Genomic DNA, 17,152 nt, shown 5'->3' with positions numbered 1-17,152 from the left:
AAAGCCACGGCCCGGCTCCCTGTTTTGCTTTTTTGGCGCCGGGCGTTATTCCGGCAGGTCTTCCTCGTTCTCCAGGCTGTGCCAGACGTTCTGCACGTCGTCGTCCTCCTCCAGCGCATCCAGCAGCTTGCCCATCTGCTTGAGCTGGTCGGGGTCGGTCAGGCGGGTGGTGGTCATGGGCACCATGGCCAGGTCGGCCGAGATGAACTCATAGCCCTTGGCCTCCAGCGCGTTGCACACCGCCGAGAAGCTGTCGGGATCGGTGGTGATCTCGGCGGCGTCTTCCCCGGCATCAAAGTCCTCGGCGCCGGCGTCCAGGGCATCCATCATGGCCTCGTCGGCGTCCTTGTCCTCCAGGGAGATGTCGATGACGCCCTTCTGGGTGAACATAAAGCCCACACAGCCCAGTGTGCCCAGGTTGCCGCCGTTTTTATCAAAATAGTGGCGCAGGTCCGCAGCGGTGCGGTTGCGGTTGTCGGTCAGGGTCTCCACCATGACGGCCACGCCGCCGGGGCCGTAGCCCTCGTAGTTGATGGCCTCGTACTCGGTCTTGTCGCCGCCCTCGGCCTTCTTGATGATCCGCTGGATGTTGTCGTTGGGCACGTTCATCCGCTTGGCCTTGCTGATCAGGTCGGCCAGCTTGCCGTTGGAGGCCGGGTCAGGGCCGCCGTTCCGGACCGCGACGCTGATCTCGCGGCCGATCTTGGTAAAGACCTTGGCCCTTGCGCCGTCGGTCTTTTCCTTCTTGCGCTTGATGTTGTTCCATTTGCTATGTCCTGACATGGGGTAAGCCTCCTAGCGATTTAAAACATCTACATGGTACAAAATGTCATGTTGCAGTGTCTTATTTATTTTAGCACAACTGGGCTGTGTCTTCAAGAGAAAATTGGCTCAGCCCAGCAGCCGCAGGGCTTTGGGGTAGTGGTTCTTCACCCTGCCCCCCGACGCCTTGCCGCCCCCCAGGGGACAGCCGTCCACCGTGACGCAGCACCAGCCCTCCCGGGCGGTGCCGGCCGGGATCTCCTGGCCGGACAGGTAGGCTGCGCAGCGGGGGTCCGCCATGTCCAGGGCCTCGATGTTGGCGCAAAACGCCCCAAAGGCGGTGAACAGGTGATGCCCCGGCACAAACCTTCCCTTGTGCACCTCGCCCGCCAGCACCCCGGCCCGCAGGATGTGCAGCCCCAGGGGCGGGCAGGCGGGAGGCAGAAGCACATTCTCTCCCAGTGCCACGGCGGGCCGGTCCGCCAGGGCGGGGAACGTCTCCTGTGCAAAGGCGCGCCATGCCTCCAGCACCTGGGCGGGCGCGGCGGCCTCGGCCCCCCTGCGGTCCCGGGCGGGCCGGGCAGGCTTTTTCTTTTCGGCGGCGGGACGCTGCATCCGCGCCAGCCAGAGGGATTCCTGGGCGGCGCGGTCGATGTCGGGCGGGGGCCCCGCCTTGACCAGACGCGCCATAAAATGTCCCTCGCCCCCCTGGCAGGGCCAGATCCGGCGGACCAGCGACACATCCAGCGGCAGGCCGCCGGTGCGGTTGGCCTCGCCGGGACTGCCAAAGGGCGCGAAAGCCCGCTCCATCACGTCGGCCAGGACAAATTCCGGATGCCGCGCCAGAAAGGCCGCCACCTGGCCCTCATCCTCCTGCGGGGCAAAGGTACAGGTGGCGTAAAGGATCTCTCCGCCGGGGGCCAGGGCCTCCGCGGCGCTGTCCAGGATGGACGCCCCCAGGGCCGCGCACTGGGCCACCAGGGCCTCCGAGTGCTGGGCCAGGGCGGCAGGCTCCTTGCGGAACATCCCCTCCCCCGAGCAGGGCGCATCCACCAGGATGCGGTCAAAAAAGGCGGGCAGGGCGGCGGCGATCCGCTCGGGGCTCTCGTTGAGCACCACGGCGTTGGATACCCCCATCCGCTCGAGGTTGCTTTTCAGGATCTCGGCCCGGGCTGCCACATACTCGTTGGCCACCAGCAGCCCCTGCCCCGCCAGAGCGGACGCCAGCTGGCTGGTCTTGCCGCCGGGCGCGGCGCACAGGTCCAGCACCCGCATCCCCGGCCGCACCCCCAGCAGAGGGGCCGCCGCCGAGGCCGAGGGTTCCTGGGAGTAGAACACCCCCGCGTGGTGCCAGGGATGGCGCCCCGGCTTAAAGCCCGGCTCGGTCACCACAAAGCCCGCGGCACAGAAAGGGGACGCCTCCAGTCCAAAGTCTGCCCCGGCCCGGAAAGCCTCGGGGCTCATCCGCAGCGCCGAGACGGTCACGCCCCGGGCAGGCTCTGCGCCCGGCGGAGCGTACAGCCGGTCATAGCGTTCTCCCAGCAGGGCCCGCTCCCTGGCTTCAAAATATTCTGTTGGCACAGGATACCACCTTTTCACTGTCAAAAGTCTTTGAATATTGCCGCCCCTTTCGGCCAAACTATCACCAGCGGGGGCAAAAGCCCCTGCAGGCAAGCGACCTCATCCCGATCCAACATCCGAAAGGAGCAATCACACCATGGAAAATCGCAGCAACAACTGCAAGACCCAGTCCGGCAGCCAGAACAACACCCGCACGGCCGGCAACAGCCGCACCATCAACGCCGCATCCAACGAGCACAAGCATCCCAACCAGTACACCAAGGGCGCAGATGACGAGGGCGCGAAGAACGCCAAGAGCACCAAGACCAGCAGCAAAAACTGCCGCTGACTCGTCCCCCAAAGAGGGCGAAACGTTCTTTTCCTTCCTCTGATCCTGCAAAGCTGAGAGCGGCCAGGCCGGATATGTGCAGACGCATACATCCGGCCTGGCCTGCTTTTTTGTCATTCTGCGGGGTCGTAGCCGTCCCACATGGCCTCAAACAGCTGGCCGATGCGGGCGGTATCCCCCCGCAGGTACAGCCAGCCCAACAGGCACTCAAAGCCGGTGGAGGCGCGGTATTCCTCGGGGGTGGCGTGCTTGGAGACGGCGGTGCGGCTGGCGTTGCGCCCCCGCTTGAACACATCCATCTCCTCGGCGGTGAACAGCGGCTCCAGCAGCTGCTCCTCCCGAAACTGGGCCCGGGCGGACACATACTTGACCTTTTCGGCGTTCAGGCGGCCGGGGGCCATCCGGTGGTATTCCACCAGGCGCTGGCGCACCAGCAGCTCCAGCACGCTGTCCCCCACAAAGGCCAGAGCCAGGGGGCTGATCTCCCGCAGGTCGATCTTTTGGGCGGGCATCTTTTCCATACTGCGCCCTCCTTAGAAGATATAGTCGAACTGGTAATCGCCGATGAGGATGGTATCTTCCTCCTCTACGCCCTTTTCCACCAGGGCGTCCAGGATGCCGCTCTCACCCAGCTGCCGCTGGAAGAACTGCAGGCTCTCATAGTCGTCCACGTTGCTGCCGGCCAGGATGCGCTCCAGCCAGGGGGCGTCGATGGACCAGCGGTGGGCCTCCAGCCGGGTGATGGTGAAGGACCGGCCGTCGGCTTTGGCCTCCGGCTTTTTGTATTCGGGCGCGAACACCGGCACCGGGGGGATGTCCTTCAGCCGGTTGTACACCAGGCCGGGCAGAGCCTTGACCCCCTGCATGGTGGCCGCCGAGATGGGCACAAAGGTCAGGCCCTTGGCCTCAACATACTGGCGGAAGGCGTCGATCTGTTCCTGGGTGGCCAGATCGCACTTGTTGCCCACCACGATCTGGGGCCGGGCCGCCAGCGCCGGGCTGAAGCGGGCCAGTTCCTGGTTGATCTTTTCAAAGTCATCGGCGGGGTCGCGGCACTCACTGCCCGACACATCCACCACATGGAGCAGCAGGCGGCAGCGCTCCACGTGGCGCAGAAAGTCGTGGCCCAGGCCCACGCCCTCGCTGGCGCCCTCGATCAGGCCGGGGATGTCGGCGCAGACAAAGCTGGCCCCCTCCCCCACCGACACCACACCCAGGGTGGGCACCAGTGTGGTAAAATGGTAGTTGGCGATCTTGGGCCGGGCCGCGCTGATGGTGGAGATCAGGGTCGATTTGCCCACATTGGGGAAACCGATCAGGCCCACGTCGGCGATCAATTTCAGTTCCAGCGTCACCTGCAGCTCCTCGCCGGGCAGGCCGGGCTTGGCAAACTTGGGCACCTGGCGGGTGGGGGTGGCAAAATGCGCATTGCCAAAGCCGCCCCGGCCCCCCTTGGCCACCACCACCGGCTGGTGGTCGGACAGGTCCGCAATGACAAGGCCGCTGGCTGCGTCCTTGATGACGGTGCCCATGGGCACCTTGATGACCAGGTCGGGGGCGTTGGCGCCATGGCAGTTGCTGCCGCGGCCATTGCCGCCCGCCTGGGCCACATATTTGCGCTTGTAGCGGAAATCCATCAGGGTGGAAAGGTTGTCATCCACCACAAAGAGGATGTCACCGCCCCGGCCGCCGTCGCCGCCGTCCGGGCCGCCCGCCGCCACAAACTTTTCCCGGTGGAAGCTGACCGCCCCGTCGCCGCCCTTGCCCGCGTGGAGCCAGATGGTGGCGATATCAATAAAATTCGTCTGTACTGCCATAGTTTTCTCCTTTTCTCTGCATGGGCAGGGATGTGGGGACACAAGCAAAAGAGCCGGGCCACGAAACCTGGTCCGGCTCTTTGATCTGCAGTTTCTCAGGCCCGCGCGAAGTTACTGCTTGACGCTGCACTTCTTGCCGGTCTTGCCCACCCGCTCAAAACGGACGGTGCCGTCCACCAGAGCGAACAGGGTGTCATCGCTGCCCTTGCCAACGTTCTCACCCGGATGGATGTGAGTGCCACGCTGACGGACCAGGATGTTGCCAGCCAGGACCTTCTGCCCATCGGCACGCTTCACGCCCAGACGCTGGGCCATGGAGTCGCGGCCGTTCTTGGTGCTGCCTACGCCTTTCTTGTGTGCCATTGTAAACTTCCTCCTTAGCCGTTGATCGCAGTGATCTCAACCTTGGTGTAGGGCTGACGATGGCCCATACGGCGAGCACTGTGCTTCTTGGGACGATAGGTGATGATGTTCAGCTTCTTGCCCTTGCCATTCTTGATGACCTTGGCAGAAACGCTGGCGCCCTCCACGACGGGAGCGCCCACCTTGACCGAGCCCTCCTCGCCCACAGCGAGGACCTGATCAAACTTCACTTCGGAGTCAGCTTCAGCGTCCAGCTTCTCGATGTAGACGATGTCGCCCTGCTCCACGCGGTACTGCTTACCGCCGGTAACGATGATTGCGTACATATTTTTCATCCTTTTCTCTGTACTCGCTGGCCGTCAAGGCAGGCCCGTATCGGGGCCGTTTCAGGCGCCCACGCCAAGCGGCTGATATAGTATACCAAAAAACCGGCCGGAATGCAAGAGGAAGTTCCAATTTTTTCTGTTTCTTTTTACCGCCCGACGTCGGTTTTTCAGACCGCTGCCGGCGGTGTTGCACCACCGGGGCCGGCGTGCCGTCCGGACCAGCTGACAGACGGACCTTTGCCCTCTGACCCGCCCTTGACTTTCCATTCTTTCTGTGTATATTTGTATTACAGGTATCATCCATGTGGTAATGAACCACCGGGACACCCACACCGACCCCACCTGTATGCACGCTAGATTGGCCAAACTTTTGAAAGAGGAGTACCTCGACAAAGGCAAACTGGGCGTCATCGCGGGGGAAGGCTTTTATAAGTATTCGTGATATCCACGGCCTCCTCAAATAAAAGTATCCCTCACCCTGCAAAAGGCCCCGCAGACCGCGTCCTTCGACGCCGCCTGCGGGGCCTTGTTTGTTGTGTGCTCGAACGGGCCGGGCCTTATGCGTGGACGATCAGGCTCTTGCCGCTCATCTCTTTGGGCTGGGGAATGCCCATCAGCTCGAACATGGTGGGCACCAGGTCGCTCAGCACGCCGCCTTCCCGCAGCTGGAAGTCATTGCCTGCGCCGATGACCACGCAGGGCACGGGGTTGGTGGTGTGGGCGGTGAAGGGGGTGCCATCCTCGTTCTTCATCTTGTCGGCGTTGCCGTGGTCGGCGGTCAGGATCACCTTGCCGCCTGCGGCCAGCACTGCGTCGATCACCTTGCCGGCGCACTGGTCCACGGCCTCCACGGCCTTGACGGCGGCATCAAAGACGCCGGTGTGGCCCACCATGTCGCAGTTGGCAAAGTTCAGGATGATCACGTCATACTTGCCGCTCTCGATCCGCTTGACGCACTCCTCTGCCACCTCGGGGGCGCTCATCTCAGGCTTGAGGTCGTAGGTGGCCACCTTGGGGCTGGGGATGACGCAGCGGTCCTCGCCCTCAAAGGGCTCCTCGCGGCCGCCGTTGAAGAAGAAGGTGACATGGGCGTACTTCTCGGTCTCGGCAATGCGCAGCTGGGTCATGCCCAGGTTTGCGATATACTCGCCCATGACGTTGTGGAGGTCCACGGGAGGATAGGCCACCTCGCAGTTGGGCATGGTGGCGTCGTACTCGGTCATGCAGACGTAGTTGACGTGGAAGCGGCCGTACCGGCGCTCGAACCCGTCAAAGTCATCGTCCACAAAGATGCGGGTCATCTCGCGGGCGCGGTCGGGGCGGAAGTTGATGAACACCACCGTATCGCCCTCGGCCACGCGGCCGCCCTCGCAGGTGACGCAGGGCACCACGAACTCGTCGGTAACGCCGTTGGCGTAGCTGCGCTGGATGCATTCCTTCCAGTCGGCGGCGTGGTCGCCCTCGCCGTAGACAAAGGCGGCATAGGCCTTCTCCTCACGGTCCCAGTTCTTGTCGCGGTCCATGGCGTAATAGCGGCCGCTGACCGACGCGATGGTGCCGATGCCCAGCGCATCCAGCTTGTTCTGGACGCTCTGCAGGAAGTGCTCGCCGTCGTGGGGGTCGGTGTCACGGCCGTCCATGATGGCGTGGACATACACGTCCTTGGCCCCCAGGGCCTTGGCCATATCCAGCAGGCCGAACAGGTGGTCCTCGTGGCTGTGGACGCCGCCGGTGCCCATCAGGCCCATAAAGTGGATGGCCTTGCCATGGTCGATGGCGGCCTTCATGTTGCGCACCAGCACCTCATTTTTCTGCATCTCGCCGTCCTGGATGGACTTGGTGATCAGGGTCAGCTGCTGGTAGACGATGCGGCCCGCACCGATGTTGGTGTGGCCGACTTCCGAGTTGCCCATCTGGCCGTCGGGCAGGCCCACGCTCATGCCCGATGCGCCAATGGTGACGTGGGGGCAGGTCGCGAACAGATGGTCGATATAGGGGGTCTTGGCGGCGACGATGGCGTTGCCATACGTCTGGTCCGGCACCCAGCCGAAGCCGTCAAGGATGCACAGCATCATGGGTTTCTTTGCCATATGATTTTTAACTCCTTGGTTTATTTGGTGCAGCCAAGGGCCGTTCTCAGCCCTTGGAAGCGGCGTTGACGATCACCGCAAAGTCGGCTGCCTTGAGGGAGGCGCCGCCGATCAGGCCGCCGTCCACGTCCTTCTTGCCCACCAGCTCCTCGCAGTTCTTGGCGTTCATGCTGCCGCCGTACTGGACGGTGGTAGCTTCGGCCACTTCCTCGCCGTACAGCTCGCCGATCACCTTGCGGATCTGGGCGCACACTTCCTGGGCCTGGTCGGCCGTGGCGGTCTTGCCGGTGCCGATGGCCCACACAGGCTCATAGGCGATGATGACGTTGACCATCTGCTGGGCGGTGACGTCCCGCAGGGCGATCTTGGTCTGCATCCGGACCAGCTCCTCGGTCACGCCCTCTTCCCGCTGCTGCAGGCTCTCGCCCACGCAGATGATGGTCTTGAGGCCGGCGTTCAGAGCAGCCAGAGCGCGCTTGTTGACGGTCTGGTCGGTCTCGGCAAAATACTGGCGGCGTTCCGAGTGGCCCACGATGACGTACTCCACGCCCAGATCCACCAGCATATCGGCGCTGATCTCGCCGGTGTAGGCGCCCGACTTCTCAAAGTGGACGTTCTCGGCGCCCACATGGATGTTGGTGCCCTTGGTCTTGGCCACAGCGGTGACCAGGTCGGTGTAGGGGGTGCAGATGACCACTTCGCAGGATGCGTCCTTGACGGCGGGGATCAGCTCGTCGATGAGGGCGGCAGCCTCGGTGGCGGTCTTGTTCATTTTCCAGTTGCCGGCAATGACGGCCTTGCGCTTTGCTTTATCCATCTTGGTCTCTCCTTATCTTTTCCCTGGCAGGTCCTCGCAACCTGCTGCAAACAAAAGGGCGCGGCGGCGCATCGCCGCCGCACCCATCACATACGGTTGTGAAAAAGCGACTGTCCTTATGCGTTCTGGATGACCGCGATGCCGGGCAGCTCCTTGCCCTCCAGGTACTCCAGAGAAGCGCCGCCGCCGGTGGAGATGTGGGTCATCTTGTCGCCCAGGCCCATCTGCTGCACCGCTGCAGCGCTGTCGCCGCCGCCGATGACGGTGGTAGCGTCGCTCTCAGCCATAGCCTTGGCCACAGCCAGGGTGCCGGCAGCCAGGGTGGGGTTCTCGAACACGCCCATGGGGCCGTTCCAGACCACGGTCTTGGATGCCTTGACCGCGTCGGCAAACAGCTTCATGGTCTCGGGGCCGATGTCGCAGCCCTCCATGTCGGCGGGCATCTTGTCGATGGGATAGACAACGGTCTCGACCGGAGCGTCGATGGGATCGGGGAAGTCCTTGACGCAGGCGGTATCCACGGGCAGCAGCAGCTTGACGCCCTTGGCCTTGGCCTTCTCCATCATTTCCTTGCAGTAGTCGATCTTGCTGTCATCGCACAGGCTCTTGCCGATCTCGTAGCCCTGAGCCTTGATGAAGGTATAGGCCATGCCGCCGCCGATGATCAGGGTATCCACCTTCTCCAGCAGGTTGGAGATGACGTTCAGCTTGTCGGCCACCTTGGCGCCGCCCAGGATGGCGGTGAAGGGACGGACGGGATCGTTGACCGCGTTGCCCAGGTAGCGGATCTCCTTCTCCATCAGGTAGCCCACAGCGGTATCCTTGATGTAGTCGGTGACGCCGGCGGTGGAGCAGTGTGCGCGATGGCAGCTGCCAAAGGCGTCGTCCACATAGGCGTCGGCCAGGCTGGCCAGCTCCTCCGAGAATGCGGGCACGTTCTTGGTCTCTTCCTTGCGGAAGCGGGTGTTCTGCAGCAGCACCACGTCGCCGTTGTTCATGGCAGCCACAGCGGCCTTGGCGTTGTCGCCCACCACGTTGTCATCGTCGGCAAAGACAACGTCCTTGCCCAGCTTTGCGCTCAGGGCCTTGGCCACAGGCGCCAGGCTGAACTTGGCCTCGGGGCCGTTCTTGGGCTTGCCCAGGTGGCTGCACAGGATCACCTTTGCGCCGTCGTTGATCAGCTTCTGGATGGTGGGCAGGGCCGCGTTGATGCGGTTCTCGTTGGTGATGACACCATCTTTCATCGGGACGTTGAAGTCGCAGCGGACAAGCACCTTCTTGCCGCAGTAATTCTCGTCGTCGATCGTCTTCTTACCTAAACCCATTGTTCTAAACTCCTCTCAAATCTTATTTTGCCTGAAGTGAGTTTTGTCATCATCGGGTCTCCCCGTGGATACCTCTATTATATACAATTCAAAGGCGCAAAGCAAGAAGTTCTTTGCCCGCCCCCTGCCAAACATTCCCCTGCCGGCCGGGCAAAAGTATCCAGACTGTCAAAAAAGCGCCGCCGCCCCGGATTTTGGGCCGGCGGGTCTTGCCAGCGGCCGCCCTGCGGGGCTATAATGGAGACAGCGCCACACAAAGGAGGTACCATGATGCAAAAACCCGTTTTGGTCGTGCTGGCTGCCGGCATGGGCAGCCGCTACGGCGGCATGAAACAGCTGGACCCGGTGGGCCCCGCCGGGCAGCTGATCATCGATTATTCCATCTACGACGCCCGGCGCGCCGGCTTTGAGAAGGTCATCTTCATCATCCGCAAAGAAAACGAAGCCGACTTCCGCGCCGCCATCGGGGACCGGCTGTCCCACCTGATGGAGGTGGGCTACGCTTTCCAGGCCCTGGAGGACCTGCCCGCCCCCTATACCGTCCCGGCCGGGCGGACCAAGCCCTTTGGCACCGGACAGGCAGTGCTCAGCGCCCGCAGCCTGATCGAAGGTCCCTTTGCGGTCATCAACTCGGATGACTACTACGGGCCCCAGGCCTTCCAGGCCGTCTACGATCACCTGTCCACCCATACCGACGGCGCCCGTTACCAGTACTGCATGGTGGGCTACCAGCTGCAAAACACCGTCACCGAAAACGGCAGCGTCTCCCGGGGGGTGTGCCAGGTGGGCCCCGACGGTATGCTGCAAAGCGCCACCGAGCGCACCAGGATCGTCCAGCGGGACGGTCTGATCCAGTACGCCGACGGGGACAGCTGGGTCACCCTGCCCGGCTCCACCACCGTCAGCATGGGGCTGTGGGGGCTGGGGGCCAGCTTCCTGGCCGAGGCCGAGGCCCGCTTCTCCCGCTTCCTGGCCGAAGAACTGCCCCAAAACCCCCTCAAATGCGAATACTTCCTGCCCTCCGTCATCTCCCAGCTGATCGCGGAGGACAAGGCCCAGCTCAAGGTACTGCACAGCGCCGACAAGTGGTACGGCGTCACCTACCGGGAAGATAAGCCCGGTGTGGTGGCCGCCCTGGCCGCCCTCACCCGGCAGGGCCTCTACCCCGCCCAATTCTGACCCAAAAACGCAAACCCCATCCGTGCAGTGCATGGATGGGGTCCATTTTATGTCCCGTCAGTCCGGCAGGCGGATGCCGTGTTCTGCCAGGATCTCCTCCTGGCTCAGGCCGTATTTGCGCGCAATGTCCTTGGCATAGCTCAGGCCGTCGGGGGTGGTGCGGAGCACCCGGTAGCTGCGGGTGCCGTCGGCTACGTTTTCCATCTGAGCCACCAGGTTGTCGATGCAGCCGGTGCGCCCCGGCACGGCGTTGAACCGGTCCACCTGCTGGGTCAGCTCATGGATATGGGTGACATACACCCCGCCGCAGCCCAGCACCGCGATGGCCGACAGCACTTCTCCCGCGATGTAGCTGCCTTCCAGCAGGCTGGTGGAGCTGAAACTCTCGTCCATCAGCAGCAGGTCATCCCCCTGCAGCTGCCGCAGGATCTGACTCATCCGGGCGCATTCGCTCTCCAGCCGGCCCTTGCCGTAGTTGTCCTCATCCGACGTGGGGAAATGGGTATAGATGCAGTGCACCGGGCTCATGACGGCCTCCCGGGCCGGCACCAGCAGCCCCAGCTGGAACAGGGCCTGGGCCATCCCCACCGAGTAGCAGAAGATGGACTTGCCTCCGTGGTTGGGTCCTGTGACCAGATAGAAACGGCCCTTCTCGTCGTAGCCGAAATCGTTGGACACCACCGGGCCCTGGCCCTCGGTGCGCAGGGCCAGCATGGGGTTGCAGACACCCTTCAGCCGCAGGGCCTTTTCCTCCATGGGGCGGATCTCCGGGCGGCACAAGGGGCACCCCAGCGCCCGGAGCTGCAGCAAAAAGCTGACCGCCGCCGACAGAAACCGGAAATCGTCCAGCAGCCCGATGAAGAAAGCGGTCTCGTCCCGGAAATACTGGTCGATCACCGGCTCCCAGCTCCGGATGGTCTTTGCAAAGGCAGTGTCCAGCGCCCGGCAGACCGCCTGGTCCAGGGCGTGTTTTTCCTCCTCCCGGGCGGTCTTGGCCAGGTTGGCAAAGCCCGAGATGCACACCATGGGGCCGGCCTTGTCCCGGCCCAGCAGCTTGTCCAGCACGCTGCCCTGGCGGTATTTTTCGGTGTTGATGGACAGCACCCCCACATCGGTCACCCGCAGGGTACCGTCCAGGTTGACCCCCAGTGCGATGCTCTTGACGTGGCCGATCTGGTACTGGGTCTGCTCCAGCTGGCGGCTCAGGGTCTGGTAATCCCGGCTGCTGCGCCGGGCCTCCACCTCGTTTCGCAGGGCCGCAAAACCGTCGCTGTGGATCTGCGCCGCCGCCAGCCGGGCGTGGAACAGCTCCACCAGCTCCAGATAGATCTCCAGATACCGCACCGAGGCCAGGCTGCTCTCCACCGTGGAGGAGGAACTGTTCAGCACCTTGCGCATCTCGGCGGCGTCCCGCAGCATGGGCAGCGCATCCTGCAGCAGGCTGCGCAGGGCTTCGCTGTCCACCAAATCGGCCACCACGTCCAGCCGCCAGGCCAGCACCGCCGGGTCGGTGGCGTAAAACTGTTCCAGCCGCAGGTCGGGCAGGCCGCGCCAGCTCTCTCTGCGCACCGACACCATCTGGTCGATCTGCAGGGTGTGGAAAAAGCCCGCGTCGGGCAAAGGCGCCCCCCGCGCCGGCACATCGGGCGGATACAGCAGGCGGAAACTGCCCCGCCCGCTCTCCCGGGTGATATCAGACATAACGGCTCGCCTCCCTCTGGGCATCTTGTTGGATACAATCCTATTAAACCACTTTTGCAGGCCGCTTGTCCAGTGCGCCGACCAAAAAGGGCCGCAGCCCCGAAAGGCTGCGGCCCTGATTAGGTCTTTGGAGTACCCTCCGTACTTAGCAGTTCTCAGCGAAGTACTTGATGGTACGGACCATCTGAGAGGTGTAGCTGTTCTCGTTGTCGTACCAGGACACGACCTGAACCTGATAGGTGTCATCGTCGATCTTGGCGACCATGGTCTGGGTAGCGTCGAACAGAGAGCCGTAACGCATGCCGATGACATCGGAAGAAACGATCTGATCCTCGTTGTAGCCGAAGGACTCAGAAGCGGCAGCCTTCATAGCGGCATTGATGGACTCCTTGGTGACGTCCTTGCCCTTGACGACAGCCACCAGGATGGTGGTGGAGCCGGTGGGAACGGGCACACGCTGGGCAGAGCCGATCAGCTTGCCGTTCAGCTCGGGGATGACCAGGCCGATGGCCTTGGCAGCGCCGGTGCTGTTGGGCACGATGTTCTGAGCGCCGGCACGAGCGCGGCGCAGGTCGCCCTTGCGCTGGGGGCCGTCCAGGATCATCTGGTCGCCGGTGTAAGCATGCACGGTGGTCATGATGCCGGAGACGACGGGATAGGTCTTGTTCAGGGTATCAGCCATGGGAGCCAGGCAGTTGGTGGTGCAGGAAGCAGCGGAGATGACCTGATCTTCCTTGGTCAGGGTCTTCTCGTTGACCGAGTAGACGATGGTCTTCAGGTCGTTGCCGGCAGGAGCGGAGATGACGACCTTCTTGGCGCCGGCAGCGATGTGAGCCATGCTCTTCTCCTTGCTGGTGTAGAAGCCGGTGCACTCCAGCACGACGTCAACGTTCAGCTCGCCCCAGGGGCAGTCCTTTGCGTCCTTAATGGCGTAGATCTTGATCTCCTTGCCATCAACGACGATGGAGTCCTCGGTGGAAGAAACGGTGTGCTTGTTCTCGCCGATCTTGCCGCAGAAGGAGCCCTGAGCGGTGTCGTACTTCAGCAGGTGGGCCAGCATCTTGGGGCTGGTCAGGTCGTTGATCGCGACGACCTCGTAGCCCTCAGCGTCGAACATCTGACGGAAAGCCAGACGGCCAATGCGGCCAAAACCATTGATAGCAACTCTTACAGCCATTGTATAGTACCTCCTAAAATTTTTACCCTTGGAATCCGGATAAATTTCACGGTGTCTTTATTATAGAACAAAATTGCGAAACCTGCAAGTGTCCGACAAAGAAATAACGAGCGGATTTTTGTTTTTATAGATTCTGGCTGATTTTGTTCAAGTTTTTTTGGTATTTTTGTTGATTCAGTCAGCCGCGTGGCTGCCCCGTTTTTCCAGTCCCGGCCCCGCGCAGAGCACGGCGCACAGCCCTCCCAGCAGCCCCAAAGCGCACAGGGCCCAGTCTCCGGGGCCGCCCGGCAGCAGGATGCACTGGGGCAGCTGCCAGCACAGGCACAGCCCAAACGCCAGCAGCCCATAGCGCCCCACCGCCCGGGGGTTGGGCTCTCCGGGCAGGCAGACGGCCCGGAGCAAAGCGGACAGCAGCAGCAAAGCAGCCAGCTGCTGCCACACCGCCGCCGTCTGTGCCACCCGGTGCCAGCTCGAGCCGTTGGTCATAAAGCTGCGCAGGATATCCCACACGAACACCAGGCTGCCCGCCACACCCAGCCAGGCCATCCAGGGCGGCGGGGCGGCGGGGCTTTCCCTGCGGTTTGTCAGCCAGTACCAGTCCAGGGCAGCCAGCCAGAGGGCGCACACCACGGCCAGCGCCCCGCGGACGAGGCTGGCGCCTCCTTCGGCCTGGACAAAGCTCCCGACCGCCTGTTCCAGCATACAAAGGGCGGCAAGGGCGGCGGACACATCCAGCGCCCCGGCCGGCACCCGGCCCCCGGGCCGGACCACAGGCCCGGCCTGCCAGCTGCCCCGCCAGGACACCAGCAGCACCGCCGCCACAAATGCGAACAGGGCCAGATACCGCCATCCCACCCAGCCCGCGGTCACAAGGCCGGTGTCACGGTCGGTCCACAGGGCCAGGTCGGCAAAGCGGGCCGCGCCCAGCGCTGCCCCCGCCGCCAGACAGCCGACGACACGTTTCTGCATGGCTTACCGCTCCTCCAGGGGCTTATAGCGCTGCCGGACGCCCAGGTACTTGTAAGCCGGGCGGATGATCCGGTTGGCGAAGATGACTTCCTCAATGCGGTGGGCGCACCAGCCCGGCAGACGGGCGATGGCGAACAGCGGGGTGTACAGGTCCTCCGAGATGCCCAGCATCTGGTAGATCAGGCCGCTGAACAGGTCCACGTTGGCGCACACAGGCTTGGAGCTGCCCTTTTCCTCCGCAAAGATGGCGGGGGCCAGCCGCTCGACGCTGCACAGCATATTGTACTCTTTTTCAAAGCCCTTCTCATAGGCCAGGTGGCGGGCGCGCTCTTTCAGGATCACCTCACGGGGGTCGCTGATGGTGTACACCGCGTGGCCCATGCCGTAGATCAGGCCGCTGCCGTCCCCGGCCTGCTTGCGCAGGATGCGGCGCAGGTATTCCCGCACTTCCTCATCGTCGTCGGGGTCCTCCACGTGGGCCAGGATATCCTTCAGCTGCCGGTTGACCTGCAGGTTGGCGCCGCCGTGCTTGGGGCCTTTGAGGGCGCCGATGCCCGCCGCGATGGCGGAATAGGTGTCCGACCCGGAAGAGGATACCACGCGGGTAGAGAAAGTGGAACAGTTGCCGCCGCCGTGGTCTGCGTGCAGCAGCAGGCAGGTGTCCAGAAGCTTGGCTTCCTCATGGGTAAACTTCTGGTCCGGGCGGTAGGTGCTCAGGATGTGCTCTGCGGTGCAGTGGCCGGGCTGGGGCAGATGGAAGAACATACTCTGCTTGTCGTAGAACCGGCGCTTCATCTGGTAGGCGTTGACCATCATGGTGGGCATACAGCCGATCAGGGTGATGCTCTGGTGCAGCAGGTTCTCCAGGCTCAGGTCCTCCGGGTTCTCGTCGTAGGAGTACATGCCCAGCACACAGCGCTGCATCTTGTTCATGATGTTGGGCGAGGGGGCGTTCATGGTGTCCATGAAGCCGTCGGGCAGGGCCCGGTGCTCGGCCAGGATGTTGCAGAACGAGTCCAGCTGCGCCTTGGTGGGCAGGCTGCCGAACAGCAGCAGCCAGATCACTTCTTCAAAGACGAAGCGGTCGTTGCGGTAGGCTTCGTCCACGATCTCATTGATGTTCACCCCGCGGTAGATCAGCCGACCGGGGATGGGGATGATGTGCCCCTCCTGGTCCTTGCGGTAACCCACAACGTCACAGACGTTGGTCAGGCCGGCCAGCACACCGGTGCCATCCGGGTTGCGCAATCCCCGTTTGACCCCCAGCCGCTCACTGGTCTCGGGGTCGATGTAGTTATTGGCCAGGTACTCCTCACAGAGCCCTTTCATGGCCTCGTGGTCATGGTTTCCCACATTGGTGTTCATCATGGCATATCCCTTCCCTTCCAAAGTTCCCGGCAGGCCCCCGGCCCGCGGTCTTTCGATTCCAAACTCCTCTGTAACAGTATACCAGATCTTCTTTCCGAAAATGTGGTAGATGGTCCTATAATATCGCTTTTGTTAAGTAAATTCAAGTCAAAACCGTCCGAACCCGCCATGCAGAGCAAAAGTTCCGACTTTATTCACACTCTCCTCATATTTCCTTTCCGGGCGCAGGGCGGGTTTCGTCCTTTCTTGCGCCGGGGCGGTGGTATCCTGTTTCTGACCATCCCTTACCCCCAAAGGAGGCTGTTTCGGCATGAAAAAAGCCATCGCTCTTTTATTCGCCCTCCTGCTGGCGCTGGGCAGCGCCCTGCCCCTGGCAGGCTATCTGCTGGCCCGCAGGCTGCTGGGCACTGCCGCCCCCGTTTCCCCGGCCTCCTCCCAGGCGCAGGCTTCCTCCCTGGAACCGGGCAGCCTCGGAGGGCTGGCCCCGTCCGGCGGCACGGATCAGCAGGTGCTGCTCCGGGACCAGGACAGCGGCCAGGATCTCACCCTCTCCATGCGGGATTATCTGATCGGGGCGGTGGCCTCCGAGATGCCCGTCAGCTGGCCCGACGAGGCCCTGAAAGCCCAGGCCGTGGCCAGCCACAGCTACATCCTCTACTGCCGGGACCACCGGGCCGATGCCGAAGGCCCCTGGTTGACGGTAGACCCTGCCCGGCGGCAGGGCTGTCTGACCGACCCGGTGCTGCGCAGCTACTGGGGCACCGCCTACGCCGAAAACTACGCCCGCCTGTCCGCCCTCATCGACCAGGTGGCAGGGGCGGTGCTGTACTACGACGGAGCCCCGGCGGGGGCCAGTTACTTTGCCATCTCCAACGGCCAGACCGAGGCCAGCGAGAACGTCTGGGACGCTCCCCTGCCCTACCTGACCGCAGTGGACAGCAGCTCCGACCGGCAGGCCGACGGCTATGAGGTGACGGTGCAGCTGTCGGCCCAGCAGGTCAGCGCGGCCCTGGCGTCGGCTCTGGGCATCCAGACCGCCGGCATCGACCCCTCCGCCTGGTTCGGCGCGGCCAGCTACACCCCGTCGGGCTATGTGGCCTCCCTGCCGGTCTGCGGGCAGATGGTGGAGGGCACCCGGCTGCGGGCCGCTCTGGGGCTGCGCAGCGCCTGCTTTTCCATCCAGCTGCAGGGGAATGACTTTTCCATTACCACGCGGGGCTACGGCCACGGGGTGGGCATGAGCCAATGGGGCGCCAGAGCCATGGCCCAGCAGGGCAGCAGCTGGCAGGAGATCCTGGCCCATTACTTCCCCGGCACCGTCATCCGGGAGGAATGATGGAAGAAAAAGA

At 63.3% G+C, this 17,152-nt stretch carries 17 protein-coding genes; 4 read left to right on the top strand and 13 right to left on the bottom strand.

The window, feature by feature from the left end; all coding sequences use genetic code 11:
• Nucleotides 1-45 precede the first annotated feature (45 nt).
• Together B5G12_RS00480 and B5G12_RS00475 are read right to left on the bottom strand one after the other, a co-directional pair.
• A complete protein-coding gene (locus B5G12_RS00480; protein WP_087227968.1) occupies nucleotides 46-783 on the bottom strand; it encodes a YebC/PmpR family DNA-binding transcriptional regulator in 738 nt (245 codons plus the stop codon).
• A 108-nt stretch (nucleotides 784-891) separates the two neighbouring features.
• Nucleotides 892-2,343 carry an RsmB/NOP family class I SAM-dependent RNA methyltransferase gene (locus B5G12_RS00475; RefSeq protein ID WP_087322797.1) on the bottom strand — a complete coding sequence of 484 codons (1,452 nt, stop codon included), beginning with the start codon at nucleotides 2,341-2,343 and terminating at the stop codon, nucleotides 892-894.
• 136 nt (nucleotides 2,344-2,479) lie between these two features.
• On the opposite strand from B5G12_RS00475, the gene B5G12_RS00470 reads away from it, so the two are divergent.
• Nucleotides 2,480-2,671, top strand: a complete 192-nt coding sequence (locus B5G12_RS00470; RefSeq protein ID WP_087227966.1) for a hypothetical protein — start codon at nucleotides 2,480-2,482, stop codon at nucleotides 2,669-2,671.
• A gap of 113 nt (nucleotides 2,672-2,784) precedes the next feature.
• Here the strand turns inward: B5G12_RS00470 and B5G12_RS00465 are convergent, their stop codons facing one another.
• From B5G12_RS00465 to rplU, 4 genes are all read right to left on the bottom strand, one after another.
• Nucleotides 2,785-3,192 carry a Mini-ribonuclease 3 gene (locus B5G12_RS00465; protein ID WP_242955877.1) on the bottom strand — a complete coding sequence of 136 codons (408 nt, stop codon included), beginning with the start codon at nucleotides 3,190-3,192 and terminating at the stop codon, nucleotides 2,785-2,787.
• Between the two features lie 12 nt (nucleotides 3,193-3,204).
• The gene (gene obgE / locus B5G12_RS00460) at nucleotides 3,205-4,488 is read right to left on the bottom strand and encodes a GTPase ObgE (protein ID WP_087227965.1); all 1,284 of its coding nucleotides are present in this window, start codon (nucleotides 4,486-4,488) and stop codon (nucleotides 3,205-3,207) included.
• A gap of 111 nt (nucleotides 4,489-4,599) precedes the next feature.
• On the bottom strand, nucleotides 4,600-4,851 hold the full coding sequence (gene rpmA, locus B5G12_RS00455; protein WP_087227964.1) for a 50S ribosomal protein L27: 252 nt from the start codon (nucleotides 4,849-4,851) through the stop codon (nucleotides 4,600-4,602).
• Between the two features lie 14 nt (nucleotides 4,852-4,865).
• A complete protein-coding gene (gene rplU, locus B5G12_RS00450) occupies nucleotides 4,866-5,177 on the bottom strand; it encodes a 50S ribosomal protein L21 (protein ID WP_164474852.1) in 312 nt (103 codons plus the stop codon).
• Between the two features lie 304 nt (nucleotides 5,178-5,481).
• Between rplU and B5G12_RS14560 the strand changes: the two genes are divergently transcribed.
• The gene (locus tag B5G12_RS14560) at nucleotides 5,482-5,619 is read left to right on the top strand and encodes a hypothetical protein (protein ID WP_158099657.1); all 138 of its coding nucleotides are present in this window, start codon (nucleotides 5,482-5,484) and stop codon (nucleotides 5,617-5,619) included.
• Nucleotides 5,620-5,734: 115 nt separating this feature from the next.
• On the opposite strand, the gene gpmI is transcribed toward B5G12_RS14560, so the two are convergent.
• The 3 genes from gpmI to B5G12_RS00435 all read right to left on the bottom strand — a co-directional run bounded on the left by gpmI (nucleotide 5,735) and on the right by B5G12_RS00435 (nucleotide 9,409).
• Nucleotides 5,735-7,267, bottom strand: a complete 1,533-nt coding sequence (gpmI, locus tag B5G12_RS00445; RefSeq protein WP_087322795.1) for a 2,3-bisphosphoglycerate-independent phosphoglycerate mutase — start codon at nucleotides 7,265-7,267, stop codon at nucleotides 5,735-5,737.
• Between the two features lie 46 nt (nucleotides 7,268-7,313).
• Entirely contained in the window at nucleotides 7,314-8,084 is a 771-nt protein-coding gene (gene tpiA / locus B5G12_RS00440; protein WP_087322790.1) for a triose-phosphate isomerase, read from the bottom strand.
• 116 nt (nucleotides 8,085-8,200) lie between these two features.
• A complete protein-coding gene (locus B5G12_RS00435) occupies nucleotides 8,201-9,409 on the bottom strand; it encodes a phosphoglycerate kinase (protein WP_087322787.1) in 1,209 nt (402 codons plus the stop codon).
• Between the two features lie 270 nt (nucleotides 9,410-9,679).
• Between B5G12_RS00435 and B5G12_RS00430 the strand changes: the two genes are divergently transcribed.
• Nucleotides 9,680-10,588, top strand: coding sequence for a nucleotidyltransferase family protein (locus tag B5G12_RS00430; protein ID WP_087322784.1), 909 nt, complete (start codon nucleotides 9,680-9,682; stop codon nucleotides 10,586-10,588).
• A gap of 57 nt (nucleotides 10,589-10,645) precedes the next feature.
• Here the strand turns inward: B5G12_RS00430 and B5G12_RS00425 are convergent, their stop codons facing one another.
• The 4 genes from B5G12_RS00425 to B5G12_RS00410 all read right to left on the bottom strand — a co-directional run bounded on the left by B5G12_RS00425 (nucleotide 10,646) and on the right by B5G12_RS00410 (nucleotide 15,800).
• Complete coding sequence (locus B5G12_RS00425) at nucleotides 10,646-12,289, bottom strand: MutS-related protein (protein ID WP_158099656.1); 1,644 nt, start codon at nucleotides 12,287-12,289, stop codon at nucleotides 10,646-10,648.
• A gap of 145 nt (nucleotides 12,290-12,434) precedes the next feature.
• The gene (gene gap, locus B5G12_RS00420) at nucleotides 12,435-13,466 is read right to left on the bottom strand and encodes a type I glyceraldehyde-3-phosphate dehydrogenase (protein ID WP_087227957.1); all 1,032 of its coding nucleotides are present in this window, start codon (nucleotides 13,464-13,466) and stop codon (nucleotides 12,435-12,437) included.
• Between the two features lie 174 nt (nucleotides 13,467-13,640).
• On the bottom strand, nucleotides 13,641-14,435 hold the full coding sequence (locus B5G12_RS00415) for a hypothetical protein (protein WP_087227956.1): 795 nt from the start codon (nucleotides 14,433-14,435) through the stop codon (nucleotides 13,641-13,643).
• A gap of 3 nt (nucleotides 14,436-14,438) precedes the next feature.
• Entirely contained in the window at nucleotides 14,439-15,800 is a 1,362-nt protein-coding gene (locus B5G12_RS00410; RefSeq protein WP_087323518.1) for a citrate synthase, read from the bottom strand.
• A gap of 313 nt (nucleotides 15,801-16,113) precedes the next feature.
• Here B5G12_RS00410 and B5G12_RS00405 point away from each other — a divergent pair, with 313 nt between their 5' ends.
• A complete protein-coding gene (locus B5G12_RS00405; RefSeq protein ID WP_087322778.1) occupies nucleotides 16,114-17,139 on the top strand; it encodes a SpoIID/LytB domain-containing protein in 1,026 nt (341 codons plus the stop codon).
• The last annotated feature ends 13 nt before the right edge of the window (nucleotides 17,140-17,152 follow it).

It is taken from the genome of Faecalibacterium sp. An58, from assembly GCF_002161515.1.
GTDB classification, from domain to species: domain Bacteria; phylum Bacillota; class Clostridia; order Oscillospirales; family Ruminococcaceae; genus Faecalibacterium; species Faecalibacterium avium.
The sequence above is the reverse complement of the archived record's forward strand: the minus strand, read 5'-3'. Positions and strand labels throughout refer to the sequence as shown.

Coding starts and splice junctions, on each gene's coding strand:
- gap (WP_087227957.1), bottom strand. CDS start 13,466: ATGGCTGTAAGAGTTGCTATCAATGGTTTTGGCCGCATTGGCCGTCTG.
- gpmI (WP_087322795.1), bottom strand. CDS start 7,267: ATGGCAAAGAAACCCATGATGCTGTGCATCCTTGACGGCTTCGGCTGG.
- B5G12_RS00425 (WP_158099656.1), bottom strand. CDS start 12,289: ATGTCTGATATCACCCGGGAGAGCGGGCGGGGCAGTTTCCGCCTGCTG.
- B5G12_RS00415 (WP_087227956.1), bottom strand. CDS start 14,435: ATGCAGAAACGTGTCGTCGGCTGTCTGGCGGCGGGGGCAGCGCTGGGC.
- obgE (WP_087227965.1), bottom strand. CDS start 4,488: ATGGCAGTACAGACGAATTTTATTGATATCGCCACCATCTGGCTCCAC.
- B5G12_RS00405 (WP_087322778.1), top strand. CDS start 16,114: ATGAAAAAAGCCATCGCTCTTTTATTCGCCCTCCTGCTGGCGCTGGGC.
- B5G12_RS00435 (WP_087322787.1), bottom strand. CDS start 9,409: ATGGGTTTAGGTAAGAAGACGATCGACGACGAGAATTACTGCGGCAAG.
- B5G12_RS00410 (WP_087323518.1), bottom strand. CDS start 15,800: ATGAACACCAATGTGGGAAACCATGACCACGAGGCCATGAAAGGGCTC.
- tpiA (WP_087322790.1), bottom strand. CDS start 8,084: ATGGATAAAGCAAAGCGCAAGGCCGTCATTGCCGGCAACTGGAAAATG.
- rpmA (WP_087227964.1), bottom strand. CDS start 4,851: ATGGCACACAAGAAAGGCGTAGGCAGCACCAAGAACGGCCGCGACTCC.
- B5G12_RS00470 (WP_087227966.1), top strand. CDS start 2,480: ATGGAAAATCGCAGCAACAACTGCAAGACCCAGTCCGGCAGCCAGAAC.
- B5G12_RS00480 (WP_087227968.1), bottom strand. CDS start 783: ATGTCAGGACATAGCAAATGGAACAACATCAAGCGCAAGAAGGAAAAG.
- B5G12_RS00430 (WP_087322784.1), top strand. CDS start 9,680: ATGCAAAAACCCGTTTTGGTCGTGCTGGCTGCCGGCATGGGCAGCCGC.
- B5G12_RS00465 (WP_242955877.1), bottom strand. CDS start 3,192: ATGGAAAAGATGCCCGCCCAAAAGATCGACCTGCGGGAGATCAGCCCC.
- rplU (WP_164474852.1), bottom strand. CDS start 5,177: ATGTACGCAATCATCGTTACCGGCGGTAAGCAGTACCGCGTGGAGCAG.